Raw genomic sequence first — 20915 nt, forward strand, 5'->3', positions numbered from 1 at the left:
CCTTAGCCTGCCTGCACGTTCAGAGGCATGTGACGCATCTGGGACATGAGGTGGTTGTCGATCCAGGGATAGTTGTCATCTGCCAGCGTGAGGCGGATATCCTGAGCGTGCAGTTCTTCCAGCAAGACGCGGACGAGCATGGTGGCCACGATGCGGCCGACACAGATATGCGCGCCGCCGCCGAACGTGGTGACGCCGCGCAGGTCGCGGTCGAGGCGGAATTCGGCCGGCTGGTCGAAGACGGCGGGGTCGTGATTGCCGGCTGCCCAGAGCATCATGACGGTCGTGCCCTTTGGAATGGCGGCGCCGGCATAGGTCATGTCGCGCAGGACATAGCGTTTGAGCGCAATAACCGGCGGCTCGCAGCGTAGGGCTTCCATGACCGCTGCGCCGATCTTGTCAAGATGGGCGCGCAGCTCCTCCATAGCGTCGGCGTTTTGCAGCAGGGCGAATACGGTGTTCGCTGCGGCAATGGCGGCGGTATGGAAACCGTCCACGAGATTGCCGGCCAGAAGCTTGCCGACATTCTTGGCAACCACGCCGGCTTCGGCAGGGTCATCGGCCAGATCTATTGCGGCGAGGTCTTTGGCGAGATCATTGACCAGGGGATGTTTGCCTGCGGCCAGGCTGCGCAGGGCAGCCGTTTCGACAAGCTTGCCGTAGGCGGCAGTGGCTGTGTCGGCCACCTGAAGGTCGTCCATCGTCATCCGAATGTAGAACATCGATGTCATGTCGCGCACGGCGACGGCTGCTGCGGCGATCTCTTCCCGCTTCATGCCGATCATCTGGCCCCAGAAGCGCGCTGTCAGCTGTTCGGCCACGTGCTCGATGAAGTCGATCTCGCTGCGTGTGCGGATATCGTGGAGGATGCCGCGCACAACGAGGCGGGCCGTGTCTTCCATTTCGGCGGCTTTTTTCGGATTTAGCTGGCGCCAGAGTGTCATGCGGACAGGGCCGTGGACGGGCGGATTGGCCGTGAAGACCTGGTTGGAGATCACGCCGCCAATGCTGCCGCCGGGGGGCAAGGGGGCATCATCGGGAAGGTTGTGCAGGCCCGGGAACATGAGGCCGGATGGCAGCGCGCCGACTTCGGGCATGGCGCCGAATGCGCGCAGGTCCTCATGGCGGTAGATCACCAGTTCATTCGCGGCGTTGCGCAGGAAGCGGGGCGTGTCTTCGGAAAAGGCGGTCGCGCAGAAAGCCTTGAAGCTGTCGCGGCCGCCGGTGAAGCCCAGCGACTCGATGGCCGTTAGCGATTGGATGTCCATGGCGCCCTCTATAAGATAGTGTAAGCTACCTTATAGGTTGTTGCCTATCGTGCAAGCAGGTGTCGCGGGGGCTTAGCCGATGACGTCACGCGCCACGGCAAACACGTCCTCGAACATTTCGGCCGTCAGGCGACCGGTATTCGTGTTGTAGCGGCTGCAATGGTAGCTGGAGAGCAGGGTGAGGGGACGACCCTCGAAGTCCACCTCGTAGCGCGTGTTGTGGCCGAAGGGGTGGGCGCTGAGTTTCAGGCCCAGCGTGCGCACCGTGGAGTCGTGGCTGATCTTGCCGAGGCAGAGCAGGACCTTGAGATGGGGCAGGGCCTTGATGCGGGACTGGAGGAAGGGTCGGCAGGTGTTGATTTCGGCGCCGACCGGCTTGTTCTCAGGCGGTACGCAGCGTACCGCATTGGTTATCATGGCTTTCTCAAGCGTCAGTCCATCTTCGGGGTCTGCTGCGTAAGTCCCTGACGAGAAACCAAATTTTTCCAAGGTTGCATAGAGGAGATCGCCTGCCCAGTCGCCCGTGAAGGGGCGGCCTGTGCGGTTGGCTCCGGTCACGCCGGGGGCGAGGCCGACGACCAGAAGACGGGCCGTCTCGTCCCCGAAACTCGGCACGGCGCCGTTGAACCAGGTCGGTTCGCGTGCGGCAACCGCCTCGCGATAGGTCACGAGACGGGGGCAGAGCGGGCAGTCGCGGGGGGCTTCGGGTGGGAATTCCCCTCTCCCCTGGGGGAGAGGGGCAGGGGTGAGGGGGCGGGCGGCACGGGTCATAGTCCCAGTTTCTCCTGAACGCGCCGGACAAGATGGTCGGCATCAAAAGCGTCTTGTGCCGGGATTCGCAGGATGTCCCAGCCGAGGGCCGTAAGGCGGGCATCCCGCTCGGAATCGCGCTTTTGCACTTCTGCCAGTTTATGAATTCCGCCGTCGATCTCGATCACGAGCCGCGCCTTGGTGATTGCGAAATCGACAATCATGCCGCTGATCGGATGCTGGCGCCGAACCGGGAAGCCGTGGGTTCGCATCTGGCGAAGCGCCTGCCAAGCGGCGTCTTCGGGGGCGTTGGATGACTGGCGCAGTGTTCGGGCGCGGGGGGTGGAGAGATTGCGGGTCACATGTGCCCCCTCAACCCCAACCCCTTCTCCCCCAAGGGAGAAGGGGCTTTTTCAGTAGCCATCTGCGACGCCGTCCTTGCGCATTTCGGTGGCCGCAATCCAGGCGCCACTGTCGAAGTCGCGCATGATGGCCTGGTAGCCGCCAGCGTTCGCCTTGCAGCATTCGACGGTTTGGCCACGGCGTTCGAGTTCGGCGCGAGCGGCAGGCGGTATGCCGCTTTCGAGTTGGACGACGCCTTTGTCTGCTTCGCACGGGTCGCCGCTATAGGCATTGGTCGGCTCACATCCGCCGACATGTTCCCAGCGCGCTGCATCGCCGGCTTCCTGCAGGCCCATATCGAAATCGACGAGGTTCAGGATGATCTGGACATGGCCCTGGGGCTGCATGCCGCCGCCCATCAGGCCGAAGCTGAGCCACGGTTCGAACGGGCAGGCCTGATCTATGGGCAGGGCGCGCGTCTGGCAGGACGGCTTGTTCTTCTTGAACGCGAAGGCCGGGATGATCGTATGGAAGGGGCGTTTGCCGGGTTCGAACACGTTGGGATGGTTCGGGTCGAGGCTGAAGAGCTGGCCGCGATCCTGGAACATGAAGCCGAGCCCGTCTGCAACGAGGCCGGAGCCCATGCCGCGATAGTTCGACTGGATCAGCGAGACCATCATGCCGTCATTGTCGGTGACCGTGAGATAAGTCGTGTCGCCCTGTTTCAGCTTGGCGTCTGCAGCGGCGGCTGCCTCAGGCGTGATGGAGGCTTCGACATCGCCGAAGGGGAAGTTCGGGACGCGGTCCATGGCCTTGTCGAGCTTGATGCTCGCGGCTTGCCGGTCGAGCCGGTTGGCCTTCAGAAAGGCGTCTTCCTTGATGCGGGAGAAGCTCGGGTCAGCGAAATAATGGGCGCGGTCGGCAAAGGCTATGCGCTTGGCCTCGATCTGCGCCATCAGGGAATCGGCGGAGCCATAGCCCATGGCTTTCAGGTCGAACTTTTCGAGCATTTTCAGCATTTGCAGCGCGGTGATGCCCTGCGTTGCGGGGGGCAGTTCGCAGACCTTGTAGTCGGCGCGATAGGTGACGCAGACCGGTTCGACGAATTCGCCTGTGTGCTTAGCGAAGTCCTCATAGCGGAGGGGGCCGCCGATGCGTTTGAAATAGGTGTCCATGGTCCGGGCGGTTCCGCCCTTGTAGAACTCGTCGCGACCCTTTTGGCCGATCCGCTCCAGCGTGTCGGCGAGGTCCGGATTGGTGAAGAGGCTGCCTTCTTGGGGCTGGGGCGAGAAATAGGTTTTCTTCGCATTGTCATACTCTTCGAGCATGCCGCTTTCATGCGCGGGCTCGAAGCGTTTCGGGCCGAAACTCCAGTAATAGGCGATGACTTCCGGGATCGGTGCGCCGTCGCGAGCATAGCGGATGGCGGGCTCAAGGTTTGCCAGCATCGGGCGGCTGCCGAACTTTTCATGCAGCGCATACCAGGCGTCGACCGTGCCGGGCACCGTGACGGGCGCGGTGCCGAAGGGCGGGATTTCCTTCCCGTCCATGTACTTGTCGGCCTTGGCCTGCATGTCGGCGAGTGTTGCACCCATGGCGGAGCGGCCCGAGCCGTTATAACCGTAGAGCTGCTTTGTCTGCGGATCCCAGACAATGGCGAAAAGGTCGCCGCCAATCCCGTTGGCGGTGGGCTCGACGAGGCCAAGCATGGCGTTCGCGGCGATGGCGGCGTCCATGGCGTTGCCGCCAGCCTTCATGACATCAAGCGCGGTCTGGGTGGCGAGCGGGTGGGCTGTCGCGGCGGCGGCATGCGGCGCAACCACAGCCGAACGCACGCCCAGCGCGCGCCCGGAGGGCATGCGATCACCGGGGCCGGGTTTGGCGGCGGCATCGAAGGGGGCCGCGTCATCCTCCAGCGGGGCAGGGGTGAGCGCGGTGCATGAACTTGCCAGCAGCGCTGCTGCGCCTGCCATCAGCCATTTCATCATCAGTTCGGTCCTCGCTTGCGGGTGTCCTTGGGAAAATAGTGGGTCGCCATGCGCCCGGAGATATCCTGGCCATCACGGGCAAAGCGGGCCTCGGCCTCAATCGCGCGGTTGTCGCAGGAGAGATACTGGGCGCTTGTCCGGGTGTAGGCGTTGTTAAAGCCCTGCACGAGGGAGGAGCGCAAATTGCCCTTCTCGGGCGCTTCATAGCGCAGCAGGTCCGCCATGTAGCGGCGCCAGTACTGGTCCTCGCGGCCATTGCAGCGCACGCGTATGGCGTGAGCCGAGCCGAGCGTTGCCGCGAGCTCTGACGCATCGCGGAAATAGTCAGGGCCACGCAAGGGAATGCCCGACTGGGCCGAGGCATTGCTTGCGCCCGCAAGCAGGAGCGCGCTAAGCAGGGCGCCATGAAAGACTGTCTTGTTCATGCGAAGACCTTCGCGCGCATCGCTCCACGGCTCAAGGGCCTTGAAGACAAACTCAATATGATCGTCATGGACGATAATGGTGTCTTCTCCAAGGCATCGACTGGTGAGGTTGTGACAGAGCCGAAACCCGAGATTGTCTTTGGCACGGCCGACGCCTTCTGGGGGCCGCATGTGCGCACATTCATGATGGCTGTCGTGAGCGGCGGGCGGCTCGACTGGTTCCAGTCAGCGGCGGCAGGGATTGAGAATCCGGCCTTTGTGATGATCGGCAAGGCGGCCAATAAATTCACCACCAACCACACGCAATCAGAGGCTATGTCCGAATGGGCGCTCTGGCAGGCGCTGGACTATTTCCGGCACGGGCCGAAACACCGGGCGCAGCAGGCGGCAGGTGTGTGGGACCGTCTCGATTCGCGCGAGATTCGCGGCTCGAAATGGCTGATTGTGGGGTTTGGGTCGATTGGATCGTCGACCGGGCGGCGCGTGATGGCGCTTGGCGGTCAGGTGACGGGGGTGAAGCGCTCGCAGGGCCTGGTCGAAGGCGCTGACCGGATCGTGCATCCTGATGAAGTGATGGCCGAATTGCCCGATGCCGATGTGGTTCTCGTCTGCGTGCCGCACACGCCGGAAACGGAAGGCATTGCCAATGCGGACTTCTTTGCTGCGATGAAGCCCGATGCGCTGTTCATGAACCTCGGGCGCGGGGCTCTGGTGAACGAGCCTGATCTGATGGCCGCGCTGGATGCGGGTCGGCCCGGACATGCTGCGCTGGATGTGGCGTCCGAAGAGCCGCTGCCGCAGGACAATCCGCTCTGGACGCATCCCAAAATAACGCTGACGCCGCATGACAGCCCCCAAACGCATGGGACGGTCATCGGCGCCGACGATACGTTCATTGAAAACCTGCACAGATACTTCAACGGCGAACCGCTGAAGCATCTGATCGACAAGTCTGAATTTGCCTGAGGCCTAGAGGGCGATATCGGCCGTCTTGTCCTTGTAGTCTTTCTTCGGGTCGCTGCCGAACAGCATCTTGATGCCTGCAAATACGCTGTTCTCGTTCAGCCACACATGGGCATGGTCGAGGTCAAGCCGCATGAGACGGATTTTCGGATCGTCCTTGCCGTCAAACCAGGCGGCGATGAACGGGTTCCAGAGGCGTTCAATGGTGGCCTGATCGTTCTGGAGCTGAAGCTGGCCATGGAGCGATGCAAAGAGCCCGTGCCCTTTGGAGACGAATTGCGCGACGGCCGCCGATGGGCCAACACCCAGGGCCTGAACGAGATCCACGTCGCTGGAGGAGAAGATCCAGACAGGACCGCGGTCATCGTCTTCGAGGATGGCCGTCATGGGCTGAGTGGCGCCGCCAGCGCCGTTTTCGAGACCAAGCATGATGGTGCGGTCTGACTTGAGTTCGGACCAGAGTTTCTTTTCGATTTCTTTTTGGCTGGGCATGGATGTCTCCTGTAATTGGACTATGTCGGAACAACCAGCAGGCGCAGGACTTGTTCCGAGAGGCAGGCCGCTTTCGAGGAAGATAATCAAGCTGCAGGCGCAGGACCCCTTCCTGCGAGGCGCCCGGAAAGCGGCGCGTAACCAGGTTAAAAGGAGAAACCATGTCCCATCACTTCACGCGCGCGCTTGGCGCGGTCGTTTCCACATTCGTTCTTGCCCAATGCGGCTCACCGCAGGTGAGTGCGCAGACGCAGAATAACGGGCCACAAACCATAACGGGTACGGATGGCATGAAGCTGTCTGCGATGCCGCTTGAAACATTTGGCAGTGCATGGGCGATGACGTTCTTGCCGGACGGTCGCGCTGTGGTGACCGAGAAGGCAGGCGACATCTGGCTGCTCTCAACCGAGGGCAAGAAGCTTGGCAAGCTCTCCAATGTGCCGACGGTCGATCCGCGCGGGCAGGGCGGGATGGGTGACTTCATCCTGCATGCGGACTTTGCGGATAATGGCACTGTGTTCCTCTCCTATGTCGAACGCGACGCGGATGATGACAGTCTGAGCGGCGCAGCGGTGGAGCGCGCGACGCTGACCGTTACCGAAACCGGCGGGGCGCTATCGGACCGCGAAGTGATCTGGCGTCAGTCGACAAAGGTGGAGGGCAATGGCCATTATGGCCACAGGCTCGCTATCTCGCCTGATGGGCATCTCTTTATCAGTTCCGGCGAGCGGCAGAAATTCAACCCGGCCCAGAACATGGCCATGAACCTCGGCAAGATCATCCGTATCAATCAGGATGGCAGCGTGCCGGAGGATAACCCGTTCTTCGGTAATGGTGCGGCGACTGATCAGGTCTGGACGCTTGGCCATCGCAATCCGCTCGGCATTGCATTCGACAGTGAAGGGCGCCTTTGGGAATAGGAGATGGGGCCGAAGGGTGGTGACGAGCTGAACCTGATCGTCCGATCAAAGAATTATGGCTATCCGTTCGTTTCCGAAGGCGAGCACTATGATGGCACGAAGATTCCGAGCCATGCCAGCATGCCAATCTTTGAGGCGCCGTCGGTTGCCTGGGTGCCGGCGATCAGCCCGGCGGGCCTGATGTTCTATGATGGCGATACATTTGCAGACTGGAAGGGAAATGCCTTTATTGGCGGTCTCTCTTCCAAGGCGCTTGTGCGGGTTTCGTTCAAGCCAGCGTCAGGCGATGGCGACGGGGCACCAGAGGCGTCAGAGGCTGCCCGTTATGAATGGGGCAAGCGCATTCGCGAGCCGGAGCAAGGCCCTGATGGCGCGATCTATGTGCTGGAAGATGGCGAAGGTGGGCGCCTGTTGAGACTGACGCCAGCTGAATAGAGCCAAATGACCGGCCAGACGCATGCGTGTCTGGCCGGTCCTCTAATCAGGCGCTTGCTTTGGTGCGCAGGCCGGACATGCGGTCGATGGCCGCTTCGGCGTCGCGCATGATGTCGGCCACAATGCCTGCGACAGGCTTCACTTCGTGCACACCGCCAGCTGACTGGCCCATGGCGAAACAGGACGTGTCCTGATTGAGTTTTGCTTCGTCGACAATGCCGCCAATGCCGCCGATCACACCGGTTTGCGTGGAATGGATGGCCTGGTGCGGGAAGGGCTGGATGTCTTCCGGGCGCGATTCCCAATCATTGATGTACTCGTTCGTGCGGCAGCGCATTGGCTTGCCGGAATAGCAGCGCGTGCGGGTGGTGTCCGTATCGCCTGCGCCGACAACGGCCTGCTTGTACATGTTCGCGGCGTGGGCCTCTTCGGAGGCGATGAAGCGCGTACCCATCCAGACACCGCAGGCGCCGAGCGCGAGGGCAGCGGCAAGGCCGCGGCCGTCATAAATGCCGCCAGCGGCAATGACCGGGATGTTCACGGCTTCAACGGCCTGGGCGACGAGCGGCATCGTTCCGACGAGGCCGGTATGGCCACCGCCTTCGCCGCCCTGCAGGATGACGGCGTCACAGCCCGCCTGTTCAGCCTTGATGGCATGCTTCACGGCGCCGCCGACAACCATGACCTTCACGCCGGCATCCTTGAGGCGCTTCATGATCGGCATTGGCACGCCAAGACCGGCGACGAAGGAATCGGCACCGCCCTTGATGATGACATCGACGGATTCTTCGAGGCTTTCCGGGCTGGCGGCCAGAAGGTCGACGCCGAACGGCTTGTCGGTCAGCTCCCGCACGCGTTTCATCTGTCCGGCGATGAAGTCCGGTCCGGTACCGGCCATGCCTAGAACGCCATATCCGCCCGCATTGCACATGGCAGCGCAGACTTCGGCATAGGAAACGCCACCCATGCCTGCCAGCATGATCGGGTGTTCAACTTTCAGCAGTTCTGTCAGTGCAGTTTTCAGGGCCATCGGGAAGGCGTCCTTTCTGTAATGGATTTTGTATTGTGGACGCTAAATGGCCGCCCCCGCGTCAACGCAAGGGGGGCAATTCTGCTTCCGCATGGACACAATCGCCTACAGTCTGCCCCATTCCCGCCGCGATCTGCAGTCAAATACCACCTTAAGCCGAGGGAATCGTCCACTCGGTGTGAATAAGTCAAATGAGGGGAAGCTCCTATGACGAAACTTTTTGCAAGCGCTGCGATCGCAGCCCTGTTTGCTGGTGGTGCCATGGCTATGGGCCCAACAGAAGAAGTCACTGTAACGCCTGACGTTGAAGTCACCGTCGTTGAAGACGCTGACGCGGCTGCAGAAGTTGTGGTTGATGACGACGCGGAAGTGACTGTCGAAGCTCAAGGCGACGCCGAAGGCGAAGTTGTCGTAGAAGACGAAGCTGATGCCGAAGCCGCCGTTGAAGCGGAAGCCGAAGCTGACACTGAAGTGTCCACACCGGATGCCGAATAACGGCCATTCTACCGGAATTCGCCCTTTCCCTACCGGGAGAGGGCTTTTTCCTTTATAAGAAACCAACAGTCGGAACGACACGACTGAATGATAAAATGAACTTTTAGTAATGACCGAGAAGTGCTATGGGCCTCCCCGGTCATCTGACCAACAACAGGGGTAACACAATGAAGAACATCATGATCATCGGCGCTGCTGCGCTGGCACTCGCCGCCTGCAGCCCGAAAGAAGAAGCCGCACCTGCCGCTGAAGCCGCTGTCGAATCCGCTTCGGAAGCTGTTGAAGCCGCTGCTGACGCAACAGAAGCTGCTGCTGACGCAACGGCCGAAGTCGCTTCCGACTCGCTCGACGCTGCTGACGAAGCCCTCGACGACGCTGCTGACTCGCTCGACGCCGCTGCTGACGACGTTGCAGAAGCTGCAGACGAAGTGACTGAAGAGCCACAAGAATAGGCTTCGGCACCAACCGAGCTGAACAAGGGCCGTTCCGTTTCCGGAGCGGCCCTTTTTTCATGCCTGTATGTTGCCCGGCCTAGAAGACGGAATAGCCGCCATCGATGATCTGTGTGGTGCCGGAATGATAGGCTGAGGCGTCAGACGCGAGATAGACGGCCATGCCGCCGAAATCCTCAGGCTCGCCCCAACGGCGGATCGGGACGCGCGAGATCACCTTCGTTGTGAACGTGTCATTGTCCTGGGCCGCTTCGGTCATGTCGGTGGCGATCCAGCCCGGCAGTATAGAGTTGCTGCGGATATTGTAGCGGCCATATTCGACGGCGATGGCTTTCATCATCGAGATCAGGCCGCCCTTGGTGGAGGCATAGGCCTGGTTCCGGCCAGCGCCTTCGATACCGGCCAGCGACGCAGTGCCGACCAGTGAGCCGCCCGGATCGCCCGCCTTGGCACGTTTGACCATGGATTTCGCCGCTTCGCGCAGTGTGAAGAAGGCGCCTTCCATGTTGATTCGGTGATTGAAGCGCCAGGTTTCCAGCGTCATTTCCTCGAAACTGCTGGCGCCCCGGCCGACACCGGCATTGGCGATACAGGTGTCGATGCGGCCGAAATGGGCTTCGGTATCGGCCATGGCCTTCACGACCTGATCTTCTTCGCCGACATCCACCTCCCATGCCGCGACACGTCCTGTGCCCAGTTTCTCCAGCTTCGCGACGGCTTCCTTGTTGGCGTCTGCCTTGCGGCCCCAGATGGCGACATCGGCATTCGAGGCCGCGAGCGCTTCGGCCATGCCAAGCCCGATGCCCCTGTTGCCGCCCGTCACAAGGCAGGTTTTTCCGGTCAGGTCGAAGGGTGCATAGGTCATAGGTGTCTCCTCAGGGATTGTTTTGGCGACAACACATAGCTGACCCTGCGGAGGGTCAAGCGATAATTGAGCTGTTCCCCACGAGCGCCCTTGCGGCTTCGATGATGCGCCTTGTCTCATCCCAGAGGCCAAGCGCATCCAGCCGGTCCGGCGAGATCCATTCGGCATGGGCAGCATCGTCGCCTCCCAGCGGCTCACCGGCCTCCCAGACGGCGGCATAGTCAAACAGGACATAGTGCCGGGCGGTCTCGCCGCTTCGCCGGGACGTGAATATGGCATCGATCACGTCAACAAGGCCGACGATGCGCGCGGTGACGCCTGTTTCTTCGTGCAGTTCGCGCAGGGCGCCGGCGGCCAGGCTTTCGCCGAATTCCAGCTTTCCGCCCGGAATGGACCAGTCGCCGGCCAAGGGCTTGGTGCCGCGCCTGATCAAAAGCACGTCATCACCGCGAAAACAGGCTGTTCCCACAGCAGGAACGGGGCGCATGACGGCGGACGGGCTCTCAGGGGTCATCAATCCTATACCTTTGCGGGTTAGGTCGAACTCTTAGCAAGGATTCCGATATGGCAAAGCCACCTAAGCGTCGGTCCATCAGTCTCGCCCTACAGGGCGGCGGTTCGCACGGGGCTTATACCTGGGGCGTGCTCGACCGACTGACAGAGGAGCCCGATCTAGACCTCGCCGGCATTTCGGCCACATCGGCGGGTGCGGTGAACGCCGTGGCCTGGGCCTCGGGTTTCGCCAGGGACGGCGCAGATGGCGCGAAAGCGAGCCTCGAATCGGTCTGGCGCAGCGTGTCGCGCTCCGGTTCCGGCATGGCGCCGTTCGGAACCTGGGGCGCTATGGCCTTTGCCTATGCCAGCGCGCTGCAGAGCCTCGCCAGCCCTTATGATCTCAATCCGTTCAATCTGAACCCGTTGCGCAAGATCATCGAGGACGAGATTGATTTCGACGCCATCCACGCGTCCGGCATCAAGCTCTTCCTGTCGGCCACCAATGTGGAAAGCGGCCGGGTGAAAGTGTTCGATCGCACGATGATCACCGCTGACACCGTGCTCGCCTCGGCCTGCCTGCCGCAGGTGTTCCAGGCGGTTGAGGTGGACGGCAACCCCTATTGGGATGGCGGCTATATGGGCAATCCGAGCCTCTTTCCACTGATCTATTCAGGCGCGCCGCGCGATGTTCTCCTCGTGATGCTCAATCCGCTGGCACGGCCGGGCGTGCCAAAGCGCGCGGGGGAGATTTCCGAACGCATCAACGAGATCAGTTTCAACGCGTCCCTGATCGGCGAACTACGCGCCATCGCTTTCGTGCAGCACTTGATCGATGATGGCATGCTGAAGGAAGCGGTCATCAAGAAATACCGCCGTCTGAACATCCATGCCATTCGCGGCGGCAAGGACCTGCTCGCCTTTGATCTCAGCAGCAAGTATGACACGAGCTGGGATTTCCTGACCAAATTGCGCGACCTTGGCCGTGCGGCAGCAGACCAATGGCTGACCGAGGACTCCCATCATGTTGGCACCAAGACGTCCAATATCGACCTCAGGAAAGAGTTCCTGGATATCTAGGCGCGCCGCAGGAAGCTGACCTTGGCGGCGCCATAGGTGCGCGCGTCGAGTATTTCCCAACCAGTAAAGGCCAGCATCTCGTCTGCAGCCGTTTCGACAATCGCGATGGCGTCATCGGTCAGCCAGCCACCCTTGGCGAGCTGGTCCAGCGCCGGTTCGACGAGACCCTTGTTATAGGGCGGGTCGAGGAAGGCGATTGTGAACGGCGCGCCGACGCCTGCCGGGATGGGGCCAAGGTCGGTCGCCGAGCGGCGCTGGATACTGGTCGTGCCGAACAGGCCCAGCGTCTCGCAATTGGTGCGGATCGTGCCGCGCGCGCCCGCATCGGTTTCGACGAACACGCAGAACGCTGCCCCGCGCGACATGGCCTCCAGCCCGAGCGCGCCGGACCCGGCAAAAAGGTCGAGCACGCGGGCGCCATCAATCGGCGGGGCCCAGGCCGCATGGGCGATGAGATTGAACACGGCTTCACGCGCCCGGTCGCCCGTGGGACGGGTCGATTGGCCCTTTGGCGCCGCGATGGCGCGGCCCTTGTGCTGTCCGGCAATGATGCGCATGGGTTCGGCTCCGGTATGGTCTCCCGACCGTCTAGGGCGGCCCCCTCGGGATGGCAATTGCCGTGGGCAGGGCATATCCTTTCCCGCGACGCGCCCTCCGAAATCGGCTAGACTCATCTCTCCTGTGGAATCCGGAGTTTCTCATGGCCTTGATGTTTCGTCATTTCCTCGCTGCCTCGCTGTTCGTGACAGCGGCTGCTGCCTGCGCCCACACTGCCCCGCAGCCGGTCACGCTCTCGGCCTACGATGCCGTGGCCGCCGCGCCGGCCAGCCACGAGGTGCTGCTGGAGAATGACGAGGTCCGCGTCCTCCGCGTCTCCATCGCACCCGGCGCTGCCGAGCCCGTCCACGAGCATCAGTGGCCAAGCATCATGTATTTTGAACAGCCCCAGCCGATCACCTATGTCACCTATGCGCTTCAGGACGGCCAGCTGGTGGAGACCGGCCGGGAGGAAGCGCCGGCCATGCCGGCCGCGCTGACCGTCATGGCCGCGCCCGAGGGCCTGCACTCTGTCGAGAACCGGGGCACCGGGCCCTTCCTGGCCGTTCGCGTGGAATTCAAGAAGGGAGATCCCTCAGCTGCCTCTCCCAAGGGGACGCAACCCGCGCCTTGACGATACCCGCTTTGAGATCGACAGGCTTTCGGCGCCGCGATGGCGCGACCCTTGTGCTGTCCGGCAATGATGCGCATTCTTGAGCCGATCTGAGAGTTGGTAGGAGAATCCTGAGTGTTCGGCAGCTATCGGAAAAACCAGCCAAAGTTAAGGCCCGCACTCATCAGCGCTGGAATACCTGAGGATATTGTCGAGATCATTGATGCAGAGTCGCGCGAGCGCACCAGAAAGCCCTCTCCCGAACAGGTGGTGGCGGGATTTGGCTCCTGGGTGGCATTGTGGGTTTCCTTATTCATTGTGACGTCGGCATATAAGGCGGCAGCTTTTTTCGGCAGTTGGCCCGCGATTATTGGGGTCGGCTTATGTGTGGTCGTAGCGGTCTTGGGGGGGCACTTTCTGATTACGAAGCACCTGAAATGGGTTCGATACGCTCGCTTCGTCTTGATTGCCTTGGGGCGCTCCAACATGATTACCGGGCCGCGCAATATGGCTGCACTTCGCAGAGCGGAGGGCAAGTGTGGGGAAGACTATATCGATGCCGTGGTTGGGAATTCATTCTTCAATCCGTTTGTGTTTGTCTTTGGTGTCTTGCTCGCGATATTTCTTTTCGTGTTTTCACAGCCGACAGCATTTTGATGGCTGGTTGAGCTGTCAGGCAATACAATACCCTTGCGGGTTTACTTCCTGCGCTTTCGGGGCGATCCAAGGCGAATGACAATTACCCTCTCCCCGATGGCGCGTGCGCTGGAGCTGGCCGGACTGGCGGCTGCAGCGGGCGAAGTGCCTGTGGGGGCAGTGATTGTGGATCCCGCGACGGGTGAGATCATTGCCGAAGGCGCCAATGCTCCGATCAGCGGGCACGACCCGACCGCGCATGCGGAGATCGTCGCGCTGCGCGCCGCGGCGGAGAAGCTGGGCAATTACCGCCTGACTGACCTGCATATGTATGTGACGCTTGAACCCTGCGCCATGTGCGCCGGAGCGATCAGCCTTGCCCGCATCGGCAAGCTGGTCTTTGCGGCCTGCGACCCGAAAGGCGGGGCCGTCATCCACGGCGCGCGCTTCTTCGAGCAGCCGACCTGCCATTGGCGGCCGGACGTGGAGCAGGATGAGACGGCGGGTGAGACGGCGAGCGCCTTGCTGAAGGATTTCTTCCGCGCGCGGCGGGGCTGAGATGGACGGACACGGATACGACCTTCTTGTGAAGGATGCGCTGATCTTCCTGTTTGCCGCTGGCGTGGTTGTGCCGGTTTTCCGCTATCTCCGCCTGCCGGCAGTCGTCGGCTTCATGCTGGCTGGGGTGGCGCTCGGCCCCTATGCGCTCGGGTCGCTTACGCATGTGCAGCCGTTGCTGGAATATGTGTCCGTGTCGGACCCAGAGGCGGCTGCGCCCTTTGCGGAATTGGGCATCCTTTTCCTCCTGTTTCTCCTTGGCCTCGAATTCTCGTTTGAAAAGCTCTGGTCGCTCCGCCGCGCGGTGTTCGGGGCTGGGGGCCTCCAGTCGGCGCTGAGCGCAGCTGCTATCGGCGCGGTAGTCTATTTCGCAGGGTTGCCGGCGGAAGCGGCCATCATATGCGGCCTGGCGCTCGCGCTGTCCTCGACGGCAATCGTCATGCAGATCCTGATCGAGCAGAAGCGCGCCAGCCGACCTGTCGGGCGTGCGGCGCTCAGCGTGCTCCTGTTCCAGGACATACTCGTCGCACCGATCCTTATCTTTGTTGGTTTCATGAGTGTGGGCGAGAACGCGAACGTCTCAGCGGCTCTGCTGGAGGCGGCGGTGAAGGGCTTTCTGGCGATTGCGCTGATCATGCTGATCGGAAGGTTTGCACTGCGGCCCATGTTTCGGCTCGCCGCCATGATGGGCGGGCGCGACTTTCTGATGGCCCTGACGCTGCTGACCGTCGTGGGCGCCGCGACCATCACCGCCACGGCAGGTCTGTCGCTGGCTCTCGGCGCCTTCCTTGCGGGATTGCTGCTTGGAGAGACCGAGTTCAAGCACCAGACAGAGGTGGATCTCGAACCGTTCAAGGGGCTGCTGCTCGGCGTTTTCTTCATGACGGTCGGTATGGCGCTCGACCTGCCGTCCCTTGTCACCCGGCCGGGGCTAATCCTCGGCGGGCTGGTGGCGTTGCTCTTCGTCAAGTTCCTGATCGTGTTCGCCGCGTGCCGGCTGTTTGCCGGTGACAGGCTGCTCGCGCTCGAGGCGGCTTTCCTCCTGGCCCCGGCCGGCGAGTTTGCTTTCGTCGTGATCGCCGCCGCCGGTTCAGCTGGCGTGCTGGACGCGGATGTGTCCGGCATGTTGGCTGCGGTTGCAGGCCTCTCCATGCTGCTGATCCCGGTTCTTGGCCGCGTGGGAGCGTTCGCGGTGTCCCGGCTGGCGACGCGGGAGCCGTCTGGCGCGCTTGATGCGGATTTCTCCGAGCTGAAGGGGCACGTCATCATTGCGGGTTTCGGCCGCGTCGGTCAGGCGGTAGCTCATATCCTCGATACGGAAGAGGCCGATATCGTCGCGCTGGAGCGGAGCGTCGTGCGGCTTGCAAAAGAGCGCAAGGACGGCTGGCAGGTCTTCCTGGGCGACGCTGCCCGCCCTGAAATTCTCCGCAGTGCGGGTGCTGATGGCGCGCGCCTGTTTGTGGTGACGGTGGACGATGTGGCAGCAGCCGAGGCCATGGTGAGGTCCTTCCGCACGCTGCGTCCGGATGTGCCTATTGTCGCCCGCGCGCGCGACCATGAACATGCTGCGCGGCTGCGCGAGGCCGGTGCGAACCATGTCATTCCCGATGCGATCGAATCCGGCCTCCAGATGGCGGGTCGGGCGCTTGCCGAATTCGGATATGACGCAGAAACCGTCCGGAGCCGTTTGGCATCTGAGCGCGATGAACAATACAGCGTGGCCCTCGGCGGGGCCTGAGCCTTCTGGAAGCCCCGTAACGTCAGGCTTGCTTCCCGCAAGGGCAGGGCGGGCCTAAGCTTTCGCAAACAGGGAGATCCTCATGACCGCCACGATCAAAATCGAGAACGACATCGCCATCATCACCATGGATGATGGCAAGGCCAATGCCATCAGCCCCACCATGCTGGAGTCGCTGAACGCCGCGCTCGACCAGGCCGAGAAAGAGGCCAAGGCCGTTGTTATCACGGGGCGACCGGACAGGTTCTCCGCAGGTTTTGACCTGAAGACCATCATGGGCTCGTCGCCCGAGGAAGTGCGCAGTCTCGTCAATGGCGGCGGCGCGCTGGCGCTGCGCCTGTTTACCCTGCCCATGCCGGTCGTGGCAGCGTGTACCGGGCACGGCATCGCGATGGGCTGCTTCATCCTGCTCGGCTGTGACAAGCGCATCGGCGCGACCGGCCCCTACAAGATCGGCGCCAACGAGACACAGATCGGCATGGTGCTACCGGTGTTCGCGCTGGAGCTGTGCAAGGCGCGGCTGAACCCGCTCTATCTCACAGAGTCCGTTATCATGGGCACACTGTTCACACCGGAAGAGGCCGTTACTGTCGGCTATCTCGACAAGGCGGTCGCGCCGGATCAGGTGTTGGCCGAAGCCATGGCCGAGGCCGAGCGACTGAAGGCCCTGCCTGCTGCGGCGCTTGCAGGTAACAAGAAAATCCTGCGCAAACCGTTCGTGGACGTCATCGCGCCGACTGTGGCGCGCTAGGCATTCAGGCGGTTGCGCATCAGACAACTCCGGCCGTCTGTGCCAGCAGCCAGAGGCCGATAACGAGGAACAGGAGCGCCGCAATCATGCGCACCACGTTCATCGGCACGCGCTTGATCAGTTCATGGCCGAGGAACACAGCTGGCACATTGGCGATCATCATGCCGAGTGTGGTGCCCATGGTGACAAGCACGAGGTTCTCGAAACGTGCGCCCAGCGCAATGGTCGCGATCTGCGTTTTGTCGCCCATCTCGACCAGGAAGAAGGCGATGACCGTGGTGACGAAGGCGCCGAAGCGGGCCGGTTTGTCGTCCAGATCGTCCACCTTGTCCGGAACCAGCGTCCACAGCGCCATGGCGATGAACGAGGCGGCGATCAGGTAGCGGAACCACTGCCCATCCAGCAGGGCGGCGGCCTGCGAGCCGACCAGCGCGGCCAGGAAGTGGTTGGCAATTGTCGCGACGAAGATGCCGGCCACGATGGACCATGGCGCCTTGAAGCGCGTGGCCAGCAGGATCGCGAGCAGCTGTGTCTTGTCGCCGATTTCGGCCAGCGCGACGACGGCGGTAGAGGTGAAGAGGGCTTCCATTGAATTGTCTCCGGGCCGGGCACTTGATGACACAATGACGCTGCACCCCATGCCCGGCCCGGACAGGAATGCGACGTCATTGGTCTCGCCCGAACGGTGACCCGCTCCCTCCACACCACGGCCTCTCAGCCGAGTATGTTGACATGGAGGCCCGGTGCACGCACCGGCTGGCTACTCCCCAATTGACAGAGGCTCCCTAGCTCACGGCGAGCGTGCGTTCAAGTCAGTTCAGCTGCTCCGGCGATCTCGGTCAGCAGGCCCTTCAGCCAGGTCAGCGCCGGGTCTTCCGCATTCTCACGGCGCCAGTAGAGCACGCTGTCGAGCGGGCGATAGTCGAAGGGAAGGGCAAAGACCCTGACACCCGCATGCTCGACCAGCGGCAGCGGCGCGGTAACTGCCAGATGCGTCTGCCGCACAATCTCGATGGCCGGCATATAATGGGGCAGGCGCAGTACGGGCGTGATCCTGTGTCCGGCGGCCCGCACGATTTCCTCGACATAGGAGCGCCCTTCGCGGCGGCTGGACACCGCGATATGGCGCAGCTCCAGGAAGCGCGCCTGCGTCATCGGCTGATCGGCGAGCGGGTGGTCATTGGCGATGGCGCAGGCATAGGGCGTCGCCAGCAGGTGCTGGCGCTCAAGGTCTGCCCCGCGCAGGCCGTCAATCTCGATGGCGAGGTCCAGACGACCGGAGGCCAGCTCGGTCGAGATGGCTGTCCGGTTCACCTGGCTCCACGAGATGCGCACGCCCGGTGCCTCGGTCTCCATCCGCTTGGCCAGCGCCGGGGCCATCAGGAAGGCGCCCGCATCGCGGGCCGAGATATTGAACACGCGCGTCGAATGGGCGGGCTCGAACACCGAGCGGGATTCAAGCCCCGCGCGCAGTCTGTCGAGCGCGTCACGTACGGCTGGCATCAGCGCTTCGGCCATGGCCGTCGGTTTCACGCCGCGCCCTTCGCGCACGAATAACGGATCTTCGAAATGCACCCGCAGCCGGGCCAGCGCATTGCTCACCGCGGGCTGGGTGATCCGCAGCGTCTCGCTCGCACGCGTCAGGCTACGCTCGGTATAGACGGCCTCCAGCACGGGCAACAGGTTGAGGTCGATGGTGCGCAGGTTCATGGCGGCTGACCCTAATATCACTATTGGTGATGATTGGGCTTCATAAGATAAAGTTGCCGAATAGTCTACAATGCGGCAGACACACACTCAGATGAGTGGAGTTTACCCAATGCACGCCGCGATGACGCTGACTGACGCCTCAAGGCGCGCAGCCTCAGAGCCAGCCTGCGGCCTTCATAAGCATCACGGCGCCAATCGCGGTGACGAGATATTTCATGCCCTTCTTGAAGTTCACGTCGGTCATCCGCTCCAGCACCTTGCCGCCCAGCGTCGTGCCCAGCATGGACAGCGGAATGGCCGCAATAATCAGCCAGGCCGGGGGCAGGGCGCCTGCGCCAGCGGCCATGATGACCGGAACGCTCCAGAACACGACCTTTACGAAATGCGCCAGAACCTGCGTCACCGCTTTGGTGGCCACGATCTGGTGGCGCGTCATGTCGGTGCGTACGAAGAACAGGTCCAGCAGCGGCCCGGCAACGCCCGCAACCGTGTTGAGCGCCTGCACGACAAAGCCCGCGCCTTCAGCCTGGAAGCGCTTCTGGATATCGAGATCGACAATGGACTTGGGCAGCCAGACCAGCGTCGTCGTCAGGCCCAGCATCAGATAGACCGTCTGATGATCCGGGCGCCAGGACAGCGCGAACAAGAGGCCGACGGCGACAAGCGAGCCCAGCGCATAGCGGCCAAAGATCGTCCAGTTGATATGCGCCCGCCACAGGAAGGCGCGATAGCCGTTCGAGAATATCTGGATCGTGCCATGCACGATCATGGCCGTCGCCACGGGCAACAGCGCGGCCAGCACACCCATGAATATGATGCCGCCAGCCATGCCGAATATGCCCGAGATGAATGTCGTGACGAGCACAGTCACGAGAATGATCAGGGCAGTCATCAAGCTCATGGCCTGCGGTCTATCCGGGTTTGCAGCACAAGGCGAGAAGCCTGCGCGAATATGAAACCCAGGACATCAATCGCTTATCCGGTCGACGGCAGACGCCCCCGGATGGTAAGACAGATCAAAGACTAGAAGAGAGGAAGAGAGACACATTATGCCAGACACCCAACATACAATGGACGCCAGTGCGGACATGAACGACCTTCGGATGTCCGAAGCGGCGCGTCCGCTTTACGACCACGTCCGCAAGTTCATCAAGGAAACCGTCAACCCGATGAGCGAAGAATTCCATCGCCTCGGCGAAGGCAAGACCGACATATGGTCTTACGCGCCGGGCCAGCTGGAATGCCTCGAAAAAGCCAAGGACGAAGCCAAGAAGCAAGGCCTCTGGAACTTCTTCCTGCCTGACGCGGAAACCGGCGAAGGCCTGTCGAACCTCGACTATGCCTATATCGCTGCCGAACTCGGCAAGAACCCGATGGCCTCTGAATCCATGAACTGCTCGGCGCCAGACACCGGCAACATGGAAGTGCTTGAGCGCGTCGGCACGCCCGCCCAGAAGGAAATGTGGCTGAAGCCGCTGCTTGAAGGCAAGATCCGCTCCGCCTTCGCGATGACCGAGCCGGGCCTGCCATCGTCTGATGCCAAGAACGTCTCCATGACCGCCGTGCTCGAAGGCGACGAATGGGTTCTGAACGGCGAGAAGTTCTACATCTCCGGTGCCGGCGACCCGCGCTGCAAGATCATGATCACCATGGTCAAAACCAGCCCGAACGCCGAGCCCAACAAGCAGCAGAGCCAGATCCTGGTCCCGCTGCCCCATCCCGGCGTGACGATTGTCGGCCCGATGCACGTGTTCGGTGATCCTGATGCGCCGCATGGCCACATGCACCTGCGCTTCGAGAACGTCCGCGTTCCGAAGGACAACATGCTGCTCGGCGAAGGTCGTGGTTTCGAGATTTCGCAACTCCGCCTCGGCCCGGGCCGCATCCACCACTGCATGCGCTCCATCGGCCAGGCCGAACGCGCGCTTGACCTGATGTGCGTTCGCGGCATGACCCGCACCGCCTTCGGCAAGCCGCTGGTCAAGCTCGGCGGCAATACCGAGATCATCTCGCGTGCCCGTATCGAGATCGAAGCCATGCGCATGATGGTCCTGAAAGCGGCGAAAGCCATGGACGTGTTGGGCAACCGCGAAGCCCGCGTCTGGATCTCCATGGTCAAGGCCATGGTGCCGGAACGCGTCTGCCAGATCATCGACCAGGCCATCCAGATGCACGGCGCCGCTGGCGTCTCGCAATGGACACCGCTCGCCCAGATGTACACGAGCCAGCGCACGCTGCGCCTCGCTGACGGTCCGGACGAAGTGCACCACATGGTCGTCGGCCGCGCCGAACTCGCCAAGTATACCGGCGAGGAAGAAGATCCGGCCCTGGCCGCCGTCTGGCGCAAATAGGTCCTCACGGATCACAAATCAGAA

Annotated in this window: 23 protein-coding genes and 1 pseudogene; 11 read left to right on the forward strand and 13 right to left on the reverse strand. The window is 62.2% G+C overall.

Features of this window, described 5'->3' with window-relative positions; all coding sequences use genetic code 11:
• Positions 1-2: 2 nt before the first annotated feature.
• The 5 genes from HOC_RS20940 to HOC_RS20945 all read right to left on the reverse strand — a co-directional run bounded on the left by HOC_RS20940 (position 3) and on the right by HOC_RS20945 (position 4773).
• A complete protein-coding gene (locus HOC_RS20940) occupies positions 3-1268 on the reverse strand; it encodes a cytochrome P450 (RefSeq protein WP_051624441.1) in 1266 nt (421 codons plus the stop codon).
• Between the two features lie 72 nt (positions 1269-1340).
• Positions 1341-2039, reverse strand: coding sequence for a uracil-DNA glycosylase (locus HOC_RS02170; RefSeq protein WP_051624442.1), 699 nt, complete (start codon positions 2037-2039; stop codon positions 1341-1343).
• Positions 2036-2380 carry an endonuclease domain-containing protein gene (locus HOC_RS02175; RefSeq protein ID WP_051624443.1) on the reverse strand — a complete coding sequence of 115 codons (345 nt, stop codon included), beginning with the start codon at positions 2378-2380 and terminating at the stop codon, positions 2036-2038. The genes HOC_RS02170 and HOC_RS02175 overlap by 4 nt, the downstream gene beginning before the upstream one ends.
• A 51-nt stretch (positions 2381-2431) precedes the next feature.
• Positions 2432-4348: a gamma-glutamyltransferase family protein gene (locus tag HOC_RS02180; RefSeq protein ID WP_241766860.1), complete on the reverse strand. Its 1917-nt coding sequence runs from the start codon at positions 4346-4348 to the stop codon at positions 2432-2434.
• Positions 4348-4773 carry a TIGR02301 family protein gene (locus HOC_RS20945; protein ID WP_051614532.1) on the reverse strand — a complete coding sequence of 142 codons (426 nt, stop codon included), beginning with the start codon at positions 4771-4773 and terminating at the stop codon, positions 4348-4350. Before HOC_RS20945 ends, HOC_RS02180 begins: the two co-directional genes overlap by 1 nt.
• Between HOC_RS20945 and HOC_RS20950 the strand changes: the two genes are divergently transcribed.
• Positions 4753-5739, forward strand: coding sequence for a D-2-hydroxyacid dehydrogenase (locus tag HOC_RS20950; protein WP_051624444.1), 987 nt, complete (start codon positions 4753-4755; stop codon positions 5737-5739). The two genes, HOC_RS20945 and HOC_RS20950, sit on opposite strands and share 21 nt — an antisense overlap.
• Before the next feature lie 3 nt (positions 5740-5742).
• Here HOC_RS20950 and HOC_RS02195 read toward each other — a convergent pair whose 3' ends face one another.
• A complete protein-coding gene (locus tag HOC_RS02195) occupies positions 5743-6228 on the reverse strand; it encodes a pyridoxamine 5'-phosphate oxidase family protein (RefSeq protein ID WP_035535522.1) in 486 nt (161 codons plus the stop codon).
• Between the two features lie 161 nt (positions 6229-6389).
• Here HOC_RS02195 and HOC_RS02200 point away from each other — a divergent pair.
• Positions 6390-7583: pseudogene (locus tag HOC_RS02200) on the forward strand (PQQ-dependent sugar dehydrogenase).
• Between the two features lie 46 nt (positions 7584-7629).
• Here the strand turns inward: HOC_RS02200 and HOC_RS02205 are convergent.
• Positions 7630-8613, reverse strand: coding sequence for an NAD(P)H-dependent flavin oxidoreductase (locus HOC_RS02205; protein ID WP_035535524.1), 984 nt, complete (start codon positions 8611-8613; stop codon positions 7630-7632).
• A 207-nt stretch (positions 8614-8820) separates the two neighbouring features.
• Between HOC_RS02205 and HOC_RS02210 the strand changes: the two genes are divergently transcribed.
• Both HOC_RS02210 and HOC_RS02215 read left to right on the forward strand, forming a co-directional pair.
• Positions 8821-9108, forward strand: coding sequence for a hypothetical protein (locus HOC_RS02210; RefSeq protein ID WP_035535526.1), 288 nt, complete (start codon positions 8821-8823; stop codon positions 9106-9108).
• A gap of 167 nt (positions 9109-9275) precedes the next feature.
• Complete coding sequence (locus HOC_RS02215; protein ID WP_035535759.1) at positions 9276-9560, forward strand: hypothetical protein; 285 nt, start codon at positions 9276-9278, stop codon at positions 9558-9560.
• Between the two features lie 79 nt (positions 9561-9639).
• Here HOC_RS02215 and HOC_RS02220 read toward each other — a convergent pair whose 3' ends face one another.
• Together HOC_RS02220 and HOC_RS02225 are read right to left on the reverse strand one after the other, a co-directional pair.
• Positions 9640-10425, reverse strand: a complete 786-nt coding sequence (locus HOC_RS02220) for an SDR family NAD(P)-dependent oxidoreductase (RefSeq protein WP_035535528.1) — start codon at positions 10423-10425, stop codon at positions 9640-9642.
• A 55-nt stretch (positions 10426-10480) separates the two neighbouring features.
• Positions 10481-10939 (reverse strand): NUDIX hydrolase, encoded by a 459-nt coding sequence (locus tag HOC_RS02225; RefSeq protein WP_084146091.1) that lies wholly within the window; start codon positions 10937-10939, stop codon positions 10481-10483.
• A 50-nt stretch (positions 10940-10989) separates the two neighbouring features.
• Here HOC_RS02225 and HOC_RS02230 point away from each other — a divergent pair, with 50 nt between their 5' ends.
• Positions 10990-11997 (forward strand): patatin-like phospholipase family protein, encoded by a 1008-nt coding sequence (locus HOC_RS02230; RefSeq protein WP_035535533.1) that lies wholly within the window; start codon positions 10990-10992, stop codon positions 11995-11997.
• Here HOC_RS02230 and rsmD read toward each other — a convergent pair.
• On the reverse strand, positions 11994-12554 hold the full coding sequence (gene rsmD, locus HOC_RS02235; RefSeq protein ID WP_035535536.1) for a 16S rRNA (guanine(966)-N(2))-methyltransferase RsmD: 561 nt from the start codon (positions 12552-12554) through the stop codon (positions 11994-11996). The genes HOC_RS02230 and rsmD overlap by 4 nt on opposite strands.
• A gap of 143 nt (positions 12555-12697) precedes the next feature.
• Here rsmD and HOC_RS20955 point away from each other — a divergent pair, with 143 nt between their 5' ends.
• The 5 genes from HOC_RS20955 to HOC_RS02260 all read left to right on the forward strand — a co-directional run bounded on the left by HOC_RS20955 (position 12698) and on the right by HOC_RS02260 (position 16830).
• Positions 12698-13168 carry a cupin domain-containing protein gene (locus tag HOC_RS20955; protein ID WP_051624445.1) on the forward strand — a complete coding sequence of 157 codons (471 nt, stop codon included), beginning with the start codon at positions 12698-12700 and terminating at the stop codon, positions 13166-13168.
• 114 nt (positions 13169-13282) lie between these two features.
• A complete protein-coding gene (locus tag HOC_RS02245) occupies positions 13283-13804 on the forward strand; it encodes a hypothetical protein (RefSeq protein WP_035535539.1) in 522 nt (173 codons plus the stop codon).
• Positions 13805-13879: 75 nt separating this feature from the next.
• Entirely contained in the window at positions 13880-14341 is a 462-nt protein-coding gene (locus HOC_RS02250) for a nucleoside deaminase (RefSeq protein ID WP_241766862.1), read from the forward strand.
• Between the two features lies 1 nt (position 14342).
• Complete coding sequence (locus HOC_RS02255) at positions 14343-16079, forward strand: cation:proton antiporter domain-containing protein (protein WP_035535544.1); 1737 nt, start codon at positions 14343-14345, stop codon at positions 16077-16079.
• A gap of 82 nt (positions 16080-16161) precedes the next feature.
• A complete protein-coding gene (locus HOC_RS02260) occupies positions 16162-16830 on the forward strand; it encodes a crotonase/enoyl-CoA hydratase family protein (protein ID WP_035535545.1) in 669 nt (222 codons plus the stop codon).
• A gap of 19 nt (positions 16831-16849) precedes the next feature.
• On the opposite strand, the gene HOC_RS02265 is transcribed toward HOC_RS02260, so the two are convergent.
• The 3 genes from HOC_RS02265 to HOC_RS02275 all read right to left on the reverse strand — a co-directional run bounded on the left by HOC_RS02265 (position 16850) and on the right by HOC_RS02275 (position 19441).
• Entirely contained in the window at positions 16850-17419 is a 570-nt protein-coding gene (locus HOC_RS02265; protein WP_035535548.1) for a TMEM165/GDT1 family protein, read from the reverse strand.
• A gap of 218 nt (positions 17420-17637) precedes the next feature.
• Positions 17638-18540: a LysR family transcriptional regulator gene (locus HOC_RS02270; protein WP_035535550.1), complete on the reverse strand. Its 903-nt coding sequence runs from the start codon at positions 18538-18540 to the stop codon at positions 17638-17640.
• A gap of 154 nt (positions 18541-18694) precedes the next feature.
• On the reverse strand, positions 18695-19441 hold the full coding sequence (locus HOC_RS02275; protein ID WP_035535551.1) for a sulfite exporter TauE/SafE family protein: 747 nt from the start codon (positions 19439-19441) through the stop codon (positions 18695-18697).
• Between the two features lie 148 nt (positions 19442-19589).
• On the opposite strand from HOC_RS02275, the gene HOC_RS02280 reads away from it, so the two are divergent.
• Entirely contained in the window at positions 19590-20891 is a 1302-nt protein-coding gene (locus HOC_RS02280) for an acyl-CoA dehydrogenase family protein (protein WP_035535554.1), read from the forward strand.
• The last annotated feature ends 24 nt before the right edge of the window (positions 20892-20915 follow it).

The organism is Hyphomonas oceanitis SCH89 (assembly GCF_000685295.1).
GTDB lineage: Bacteria > Pseudomonadota > Alphaproteobacteria > Caulobacterales > Hyphomonadaceae > Hyphomonas > Hyphomonas oceanitis.

Excerpts from the sequence above, each read along its gene's own strand:
- HOC_RS20940 (WP_051624441.1), bottom strand. The coding sequence starts at position 1,268 with ATGGACATCCAATCGCTAACGGCCATCGAGTCGCTGGGCTTCACCGGC.
- HOC_RS02170 (WP_051624442.1), bottom strand. The coding sequence starts at position 2,039 with ATGACCCGTGCCGCCCGCCCCCTCACCCCTGCCCCTCTCCCCCAGGGG.
- HOC_RS02180 (WP_241766860.1), bottom strand. The coding sequence starts at position 4,348 with ATGATGAAATGGCTGATGGCAGGCGCAGCAGCGCTGCTGGCAAGTTCA.
- HOC_RS20950 (WP_051624444.1), top strand. The coding sequence starts at position 4,753 with ATGAAAGACTGTCTTGTTCATGCGAAGACCTTCGCGCGCATCGCTCCA.
- HOC_RS20945 (WP_051614532.1), bottom strand. The coding sequence starts at position 4,773 with ATGAACAAGACAGTCTTTCATGGCGCCCTGCTTAGCGCGCTCCTGCTT.
- HOC_RS02195 (WP_035535522.1), bottom strand. The coding sequence starts at position 6,228 with ATGCCCAGCCAAAAAGAAATCGAAAAGAAACTCTGGTCCGAACTCAAG.
- HOC_RS02205 (WP_035535524.1), bottom strand. The coding sequence starts at position 8,613 with ATGGCCCTGAAAACTGCACTGACAGAACTGCTGAAAGTTGAACACCCG.
- HOC_RS02210 (WP_035535526.1), top strand. The coding sequence starts at position 8,821 with ATGACGAAACTTTTTGCAAGCGCTGCGATCGCAGCCCTGTTTGCTGGT.
- HOC_RS02215 (WP_035535759.1), top strand. The coding sequence starts at position 9,276 with ATGAAGAACATCATGATCATCGGCGCTGCTGCGCTGGCACTCGCCGCC.
- HOC_RS02220 (WP_035535528.1), bottom strand. The coding sequence starts at position 10,425 with ATGACCTATGCACCCTTCGACCTGACCGGAAAAACCTGCCTTGTGACG.
- HOC_RS02225 (WP_084146091.1), bottom strand. The coding sequence starts at position 10,939 with ATGACCCCTGAGAGCCCGTCCGCCGTCATGCGCCCCGTTCCTGCTGTG.
- HOC_RS02230 (WP_035535533.1), top strand. The coding sequence starts at position 10,990 with ATGGCAAAGCCACCTAAGCGTCGGTCCATCAGTCTCGCCCTACAGGGC.
- rsmD (WP_035535536.1), bottom strand. The coding sequence starts at position 12,554 with ATGCGCATCATTGCCGGACAGCACAAGGGCCGCGCCATCGCGGCGCCA.
- HOC_RS20955 (WP_051624445.1), top strand. The coding sequence starts at position 12,698 with ATGGCCTTGATGTTTCGTCATTTCCTCGCTGCCTCGCTGTTCGTGACA.
- HOC_RS02250 (WP_241766862.1), top strand. The coding sequence starts at position 13,880 with ATGACAATTACCCTCTCCCCGATGGCGCGTGCGCTGGAGCTGGCCGGA.
- HOC_RS02255 (WP_035535544.1), top strand. The coding sequence starts at position 14,343 with ATGGACGGACACGGATACGACCTTCTTGTGAAGGATGCGCTGATCTTC.
- HOC_RS02260 (WP_035535545.1), top strand. The coding sequence starts at position 16,162 with ATGACCGCCACGATCAAAATCGAGAACGACATCGCCATCATCACCATG.
- HOC_RS02265 (WP_035535548.1), bottom strand. The coding sequence starts at position 17,419 with ATGGAAGCCCTCTTCACCTCTACCGCCGTCGTCGCGCTGGCCGAAATC.
- HOC_RS02270 (WP_035535550.1), bottom strand. The coding sequence starts at position 18,540 with ATGAACCTGCGCACCATCGACCTCAACCTGTTGCCCGTGCTGGAGGCC.
- HOC_RS02275 (WP_035535551.1), bottom strand. The coding sequence starts at position 19,441 with ATGAGCTTGATGACTGCCCTGATCATTCTCGTGACTGTGCTCGTCACG.
- HOC_RS02280 (WP_035535554.1), top strand. The coding sequence starts at position 19,590 with ATGCCAGACACCCAACATACAATGGACGCCAGTGCGGACATGAACGAC.